Source organism: Cognatilysobacter segetis (genome assembly GCF_004359965.1).
GTDB classification, from domain to species: domain Bacteria; phylum Pseudomonadota; class Gammaproteobacteria; order Xanthomonadales; family Xanthomonadaceae; genus Cognatilysobacter; species Cognatilysobacter segetis.
The window spans coordinates 1-6,091 of record NZ_SMRQ01000079.1; the positions used below are offsets into that span (position 1 = coordinate 1).

At 68.0% G+C, this 6,091-nt stretch carries 7 protein-coding genes; 2 read left to right on the forward strand and 5 right to left on the reverse strand.

The window, feature by feature from the left end:
* Both E4F61_RS13210 and coaE read left to right on the forward strand, forming a co-directional pair.
* The coding region (locus E4F61_RS13210; RefSeq protein WP_133480095.1) for a Nudix family hydrolase at positions 1-805 on the forward strand (805 nt) is incomplete at its 5' end.
* Complete coding sequence (gene coaE, locus E4F61_RS13215; protein WP_133480096.1) at positions 802-1,443, forward strand: dephospho-CoA kinase; 642 nt, start codon at positions 802-804, stop codon at positions 1,441-1,443. The genes E4F61_RS13210 and coaE, both read left to right, overlap by 4 nt.
* On the opposite strand, the gene E4F61_RS13220 is transcribed toward coaE, so the two are convergent.
* The 5 genes from E4F61_RS13220 to E4F61_RS14955 form a co-directional block, all read right to left on the reverse strand.
* A complete protein-coding gene (locus E4F61_RS13220) occupies positions 1,436-2,299 on the reverse strand; it encodes a prepilin peptidase (RefSeq protein WP_133480097.1) in 864 nt (287 codons plus the stop codon). The genes coaE and E4F61_RS13220 overlap by 8 nt on opposite strands.
* A 3-nt stretch (positions 2,300-2,302) precedes the next feature.
* On the reverse strand, positions 2,303-3,553 hold the full coding sequence (locus E4F61_RS13225) for a type II secretion system F family protein (protein ID WP_133480098.1): 1,251 nt from the start codon (positions 3,551-3,553) through the stop codon (positions 2,303-2,305).
* A 3-nt stretch (positions 3,554-3,556) separates the two neighbouring features.
* Positions 3,557-5,281 (reverse strand): type IV-A pilus assembly ATPase PilB, encoded by a 1,725-nt coding sequence (gene pilB, locus E4F61_RS13230; RefSeq protein ID WP_133480099.1) that lies wholly within the window; start codon positions 5,279-5,281, stop codon positions 3,557-3,559.
* A gap of 167 nt (positions 5,282-5,448) precedes the next feature.
* Entirely contained in the window at positions 5,449-5,796 is a 348-nt protein-coding gene (locus E4F61_RS15075; protein ID WP_133480100.1) for a pilin, read from the reverse strand.
* Positions 5,797-5,837: 41 nt separating this feature from the next.
* Positions 5,838-6,091: hypothetical protein (locus E4F61_RS14955; protein ID WP_238382947.1), on the reverse strand; the 254-nt coding region annotated here is incomplete at its 5' end.

A 6,091-nucleotide genomic window follows, 5' to 3' on the forward strand; every position in this document is an offset into this window, starting at 1 on the left:
GCTCGCCCGCGAGCTGCACGAGGAACTGGGCATCGAGGCGCGCATCGGCGCGCCGCTGATCCGCGTGCCGCAGCGTTACCCGGACAAGGACCTTGCCCTCGACGTGCGCCAGGTCGAGGCATGGCAGGGGCCCGCCCGCGGCCGCGAGGGCCAGGCCCTCGTCTGGGCGCCCGCCGACAAGCTCGCGCGTTACGACATGCCGCCGGCCGACCGGCCGGTCGTGGCGGCGCTGCTGCAACCCGCCACGTATGCGGTGACGCCGGCGCTCGACGACCTTCCGACCTGGCTCGGGCGCATCGATGCCGCGCTCGCGGCCGGCGTGCAGCGCATCCAGTTGCGCTCGCCGGGGCAGGGCGATGCCGCGCGCTGGCGTGCAGCGGTGGCGGACGCCGCCGCGCGCGCACGCGACGCCGGCGCCGAGGTGCTGGTGAATGCCGACGTCGAACTGGCGCGGACGCTGGGCATCGGCGTGCACCTGCGCGCCTCGCAGCTGGCCGAGCTCGCCGCGCGTCCGCTGCCGCCGGATCAGGCGGTCGCCGCGTCCTGCCACGGGCTCGAGGATCTGCTGGCGGCGGAGCGGCTGGGCTGCGACTTCACGGTGCTCGGCCACGTCGCCGACACGCCCTCGCATCCCGGGCGGCCGCCGCTCGGCTGGGAAGCGTTCGCCCGCTTGCGCGAATCGGTGTCGTTGCCGATCTACGCGATCGGCGGCGTCGGCCCGGACGACCTCGCGACCGCGCGCTTCCACGGCGCGCAGGGCATCGCTGGCATGCGCGCTTTCTTCCCCGCGTCCGCGTCCGCATGAGCGCGCGCCGATCGCCTTACGTCGTCGGGCTGACCGGCGGCATCGCGTCGGGGAAGTCGGAAGTCGCGCGGCATTTCGACGCGCTTGGCATCGGCGTGGTCGATGCCGACGTGCTGGCCCGCGAGGCCGTGGCCCCGGGCAGCGACGGCCTGGCCGCGGTGGTCGCGCATTTCGGCGCCGACGTGCTGATGCCCGACGGATCGCTGGACCGCGCCGCGCTGCGACGGCGCGTGTTCGAGCACCCCGACGCGCGCGCGGCGTTGGAAGCGATCGTCCACCCGCGCGTGCGTGCGGCGGTGGAAGCGGGCTGCCGCGCCGCCGGTTCGCCCTACGTCATCGCGGCGATCCCGTTGCTGGCGGAGGGCGGCGGACGCGCGGCCTACCCGTATTTCGATCGCATCCTCGTCGTCGACGCGCCGGTCGCCACGCAGCGCGAGCGGCTGGTCGCGCGCGACGGCATCGCGCCGGAACTGGCGGATCGGATGATCGCCGCGCAGGCGAGTCGCGAGCAGCGGCTCGCGATCGCGGACGATGTCATCGTCAACTCGGGTGGGCGTGAAGCACTGGGTCCGGCGGTGGCAGCGCTCGACGCGCGGTATCGCGCGCTGGCAGGTGCCCGGGTGGACGCGACTAGTTGAGCCCGGCGTAGCGCAGGTAGCCGTCGACGAGTTGCTCGCCCCAGAAGAACACGATCCAGCCGGCGACCGCGAGGTACGGGCCGAACGGAATCGGCGTCGCGCGATCGCGCCCCTTCACTGCCAGCCAGATGGACCCGACGACGGCGCCCACGACCGACGCGATCAGGATCGTCGGCAGGATGCCGCGCAGGCCGGTCCACGCGCCGATCGCGGCCAGCAGCTTGAAGTCGCCGTGCCCCATGCCTTCCTTGCCGGTGAGCTGCTTGAACAGCCACCAGACCGACCAGAGGCTCGCGTAGCCCACCGCGGCGCCGATGAGGGCCGGTTTGGCGGGCATGTACAGGTGGTCGGTCGCCGCGATAAGCCCGAGCCACATCAGCGGTAGCGTGAGCGCATCGGGCAACAGCTGCGTGCGCAGGTCGATGCCGGACATCGACACCAGGAACGCGGTGAACACCATCGCGCCGAAGCCCTGCCAGCCGAAGCCGAAGCGGGCCACGCAGGCCAGGAACAGCAGCATGGTCAGCAGCTCGACGAGCGGGTACTGCGGCGAGATCGGCGCCTTGCAGTGGCGGCACCTGCCGCGCAGCGCAAGCCAGCTGAACAGCGGAATGTTCTCGTACCAGCTCAGCACGTGCTTGCAGTGCGGGCAGTGCGACCGCTCCACCACGATGCCGGGCGGCGGCGGGTCGTAGACCTCGTCGAGGCCCAGCACGTCGCGCGAGTCCTTCTTCCACGACCACTCCAGCCGCGAGGGCAGCCGGAGGATAACCACGTTGAGGAAGCTGCCCACCAGCAGGCCGAGGCCTGCGGCGAGCGGATAGCCGAGTTGGGGGTTCTGGTCGAGGAAAGCCACCGGTCAGCCGACCACCGAGGCCAGCTTGAAGATCGGGAGGTACATGGCCACGACCATGCCACCGACCACCACGCCCAGGAACACCATGATCATCGGCTCCAGCAGGCTCGACAGCGCGTCGACCGCATTGTTGACCTCCTGCTCGTAGAACTCCGCGACCTTGAACAGCATCGCGTCGAGCGCGCCGGCTTCCTCGCCGATGGCCGTCATCTGGATGACCATGTGCGGGAACAGGTTGACCTGCTTCATCGACATGTTCACCGGGTAGCCGACCGCCACGTCATCGCGGATGCGGTGCACGGCCTGCTCGTAGACGATGTTGCCGGTGGCGCCCGCCACGATGCCCAGCGCTTCGACCAGCGGCACGCCTGCACGGAAGGTGACACCGAGCGTGCGCGCGAAGCGCGCGATCGACGAGTTGTGCATGATCTGGCCGATCACCGGCACCTTGAGCACGGTTCGGTCAAGGAAGTGCTGGAAAGCCACCGAGCGCTTCTTCGCGGCGATGAACGCCATCACTGCGGCGACCACGAAAAGCAGAAGCAGCCACCACCAAGAGACCATGAAGCGGCTCAGATTCACCACCATCTGGGTGAACGCCGGCAGGTCCGCGCCGAAGCTCTTGAACACCTCCTCGAACTGCGGAACCACGAACACCAGCAGGATCGAGCTGACCAGCAGCGCCACCGCGACCACCATGGTCGGGTAGAACATGGCCTTCTTGATCTTGCCCTTCAGCGCCTCGAGGTTTTCCTTGTAGGTGGCAATGGTGTCGAGCACCGTCTCCAGCACACCCGCGGTCTCGCCGGCGCGTACCAGGTTCTGGTACAGCTCGTCGAAGTAGACGGGATGCTTCGTCAGTGCCTCGGAGAACGACATGCCGCCCTGGATGTCGGCGCGGATCGTATTCACCAGCGCCTGCATCTTGGGATTCTTGTTGCCGTTGGCGATGATCTCCAGCGCGCCCACGATCGGCACGCCGGACTTCATCATCGTCGCGATCTGGCGACTGAACACCGCGATGTCGCCCGCCTTGATCGCCTTGCCGGAACCACCGAAGAGCGGCTTCTTCTTCGGCTGCACCTTCTCCGGCGTGATGCCCTGCCGGCGCAGCTCGGCCTTGACCAGATTGATGCTCTTGGCGGACTGCTCGCCCTTCATCACGACGCCGCGCTTGTCCTTGCCGACCCAGGTGAAGGTCTGCAGGTCGTCCGTGCGGGTGGCGGTCTTGACTGCGTTTCGACTCGCGGACATGGCTTAGTCCTTGGTGACGCGGTTGATTTCGGCGAGGCTGGTGACCCCGTTCCTTGCCTTCAGCAGGGCCGACTGGCGGAGGTCGCGGATGCCCGAGCGCTGCGCGGCTTCCGCGATCTGCATCGCATTGCCGCCTGCCAGGATGATGGCCTGGATCTGCTCGCTCATCGGCATGACCTGGTAGATGCCGGTGCGGCCCTTGTAGCCCTCGGTGCAGTCGGGGCATCCCACCGGCTCGAACAGCGTGATGCCGGCGGCGATGTCCTCCTGCGTGAAGCCTTCCGACAGCAACGCGTGCTCCGGCAGCTGCACGGGGCGCTTGCAGTCGTGGAGTCGACGGGCAAGACGCTGCGCGATGATCAGCGTGACCGACGACGTGATGTTGTAGGGCGCGATGCCCATGTTCATCAGTCGCGCGACGGTCTGCGGCGCGTCGTTGGTATGCAGCGTCGACAGCACCATGTGGCCGGTCTGCGCCGCCTTGACGCCGATCTCGGCGGTCTCGAGGTCGCGGATTTCGCCGACCATGATCACGTCCGGATCCTGTCGCAGGAAGCTGCGCAGCGCGGCGGCGAAGGTCATGCCGCGCTTGACGTTCATCTGCACCTGGTTGATGCCCGGCACGCGGATTTCGACCGGGTCCTCGACGGTGGAGATGTTGCGCGCGTCCTCGTTGAGGATGTTGAGCGCGGTGTACAGCGACACCGTCTTGCCCGAGCCGGTCGGGCCCGTGACGAGCACCATGCCGTAGGGCTTGGCGATGGCATCCAGGAAGAGCTTCTTCTGGTCTTCCTCGTAGCCGAGCTTGTCGATGCCCAGCTTGGCCGCGCTGCCATCGAGGATACGCAGCACCACCTTCTCGCCGAAAAGCGTGGGCAGCGTGCTGACGCGGAAGTCGATCTGCTTGGTCTTGGACAGGTTGAGCTTGATGCGCCCGTCCTGTGGCACGCGCTTCTCGGCGATGTCCAGCTGCGCCATCACCTTCAGGCGTGCCGCGATGCGCGTGTTGAGCTGGACCGGTGCCTTCGCGACCTGCGTGAGGATGCCGTCGATGCGCATGCGCACCCGGTAGTCGGTCTCGTAGGGCTCGAAGTGGATGTCGGAGGCGCCGCGGCGGATCGCGTCCACCAGCACCTTGTTGACGAAGCGCACGACGGGCGTGTCGTCGCCCTTGGCGTCGACGCCGGTATCGCCGGAGCCGGCAAGGTCGTCGTCCTTGCCGACTTCGAGGTTCTCGAAGCCCTCGTCGTCGCCCGTGTCGCTCAATGCATCGGACGACTCGAGCCAGCGGTCCAGGCAGCGCGTGATGGTGTCGGCGTCCACCAGGATCGCCTCGACGGCGAGGTTGGTCTGGAACTTGATCTCGTCGAGGGCATGCGCATTCGTGGGGTCGGTGACGCCTACGAACAGGCGGTTGCCGCGCTTGTACAGCGGCAGCACGCCGTGCTTGCGCAGCAGCTCCTCGTTGACCAGCTTGATCGCCGCCTGTGCCGGATCGAAGGCGCCGGCATCCAGCAGCGGCATGCCGAACTCGACCGAGTTGGCCGCGGCCATGCTGGCGGCGGACACCAGCCGGCGCTCGGCCAGGTAGTTGGCGAGCGGCTTCTTCTCGGCCGTGGCGGCGGACATGGCTTCGCGGGCGACGCCCTCGTCGAGGGCCCCGTCGATGACGAGCCGGCGAGCGATCCCCGTGATCCCGACCAGGTTGGCCGTGGCAATGGCATTCATAGGTACAGAACCTGATTCCCCGTCAGGACTGTACTCCAACTCGCTGGCCGGGGTAGAGCGACCCAGACCACAAAAATCCCTATCGTGGTTAGGGATTTAGCTTGCGGCCGTCGGTTGCCGGCCAGGCGGCTGGACCGTCAGGTGCCTCGCGCCGGACGATGCGCGGGTCACTCGGTTTCGCAGGGCGTGGTCGACCACTCGCACGTGATCGACGTGGACGCGCTATCGCGGGCAACAAAGACAGCGGTGCCCGTGAGGTCGTTCCCGGTGGCCGGATCAAGGTTGCTGCCCGACGCGCACGCGCTCGGCGCGAACCCGGGGAGGGGGGAAATCTCGGCCAGCACCGCCGCCGCCCGCATCTTTACGTAGCTCGAACCCTCGGCCATGCAGGCGGAGACCCGGGCCTTGTCCGCGTACGTGCGGTACATCGGGAGCGCGATGCTCGCCAGCACGGCGATGATCGCGACGACGATCATCAATTCGATCAGGGTGAAGCCACGGCTGACGCGGGACATGGGCGGCACTCGGGAGGTCGTCGTGAAATTGAAGGCAAGGTTCACGCCAGTGTGACGTAACGCACGGAATTGCGGTGTGCCTGTTTCGCGACCGGCGAGCGCGCCTCTTGGCGCTCGACAGGGTTCGAGACCAGCGAACCCTGGGGCTTCGTCGAAGCGAGCTGGATCCGGATGTGTTCGGCGGCCCGTGCGGTAGCGCATCGCGGCGTGCCGCGATCCGATCCGGCAGCCAGGCCTTCAAGACCCAAAAAAAGCACCCCGCTTTCGCGGGGTGCCGGGAGTGTCGCGTGCCTCG

What these genes read in the sequence shown, in the direction of transcription:
- coaE (WP_133480096.1), top strand. Translation starts at nt 802, where the DNA reads ATGAGCGCGCGCCGATCGCCTTACGTCGTCGGGCTGACCGGCGGCATC.
- E4F61_RS15075 (WP_133480100.1), bottom strand. Translation starts at nt 5,796, where the DNA reads ATGTCCCGCGTCAGCCGTGGCTTCACCCTGATCGAATTGATGATCGTC.
- pilB (WP_133480099.1), bottom strand. Translation starts at nt 5,281, where the DNA reads ATGAATGCCATTGCCACGGCCAACCTGGTCGGGATCACGGGGATCGCT.
- E4F61_RS13225 (WP_133480098.1), bottom strand. Translation starts at nt 3,553, where the DNA reads ATGTCCGCGAGTCGAAACGCAGTCAAGACCGCCACCCGCACGGACGAC.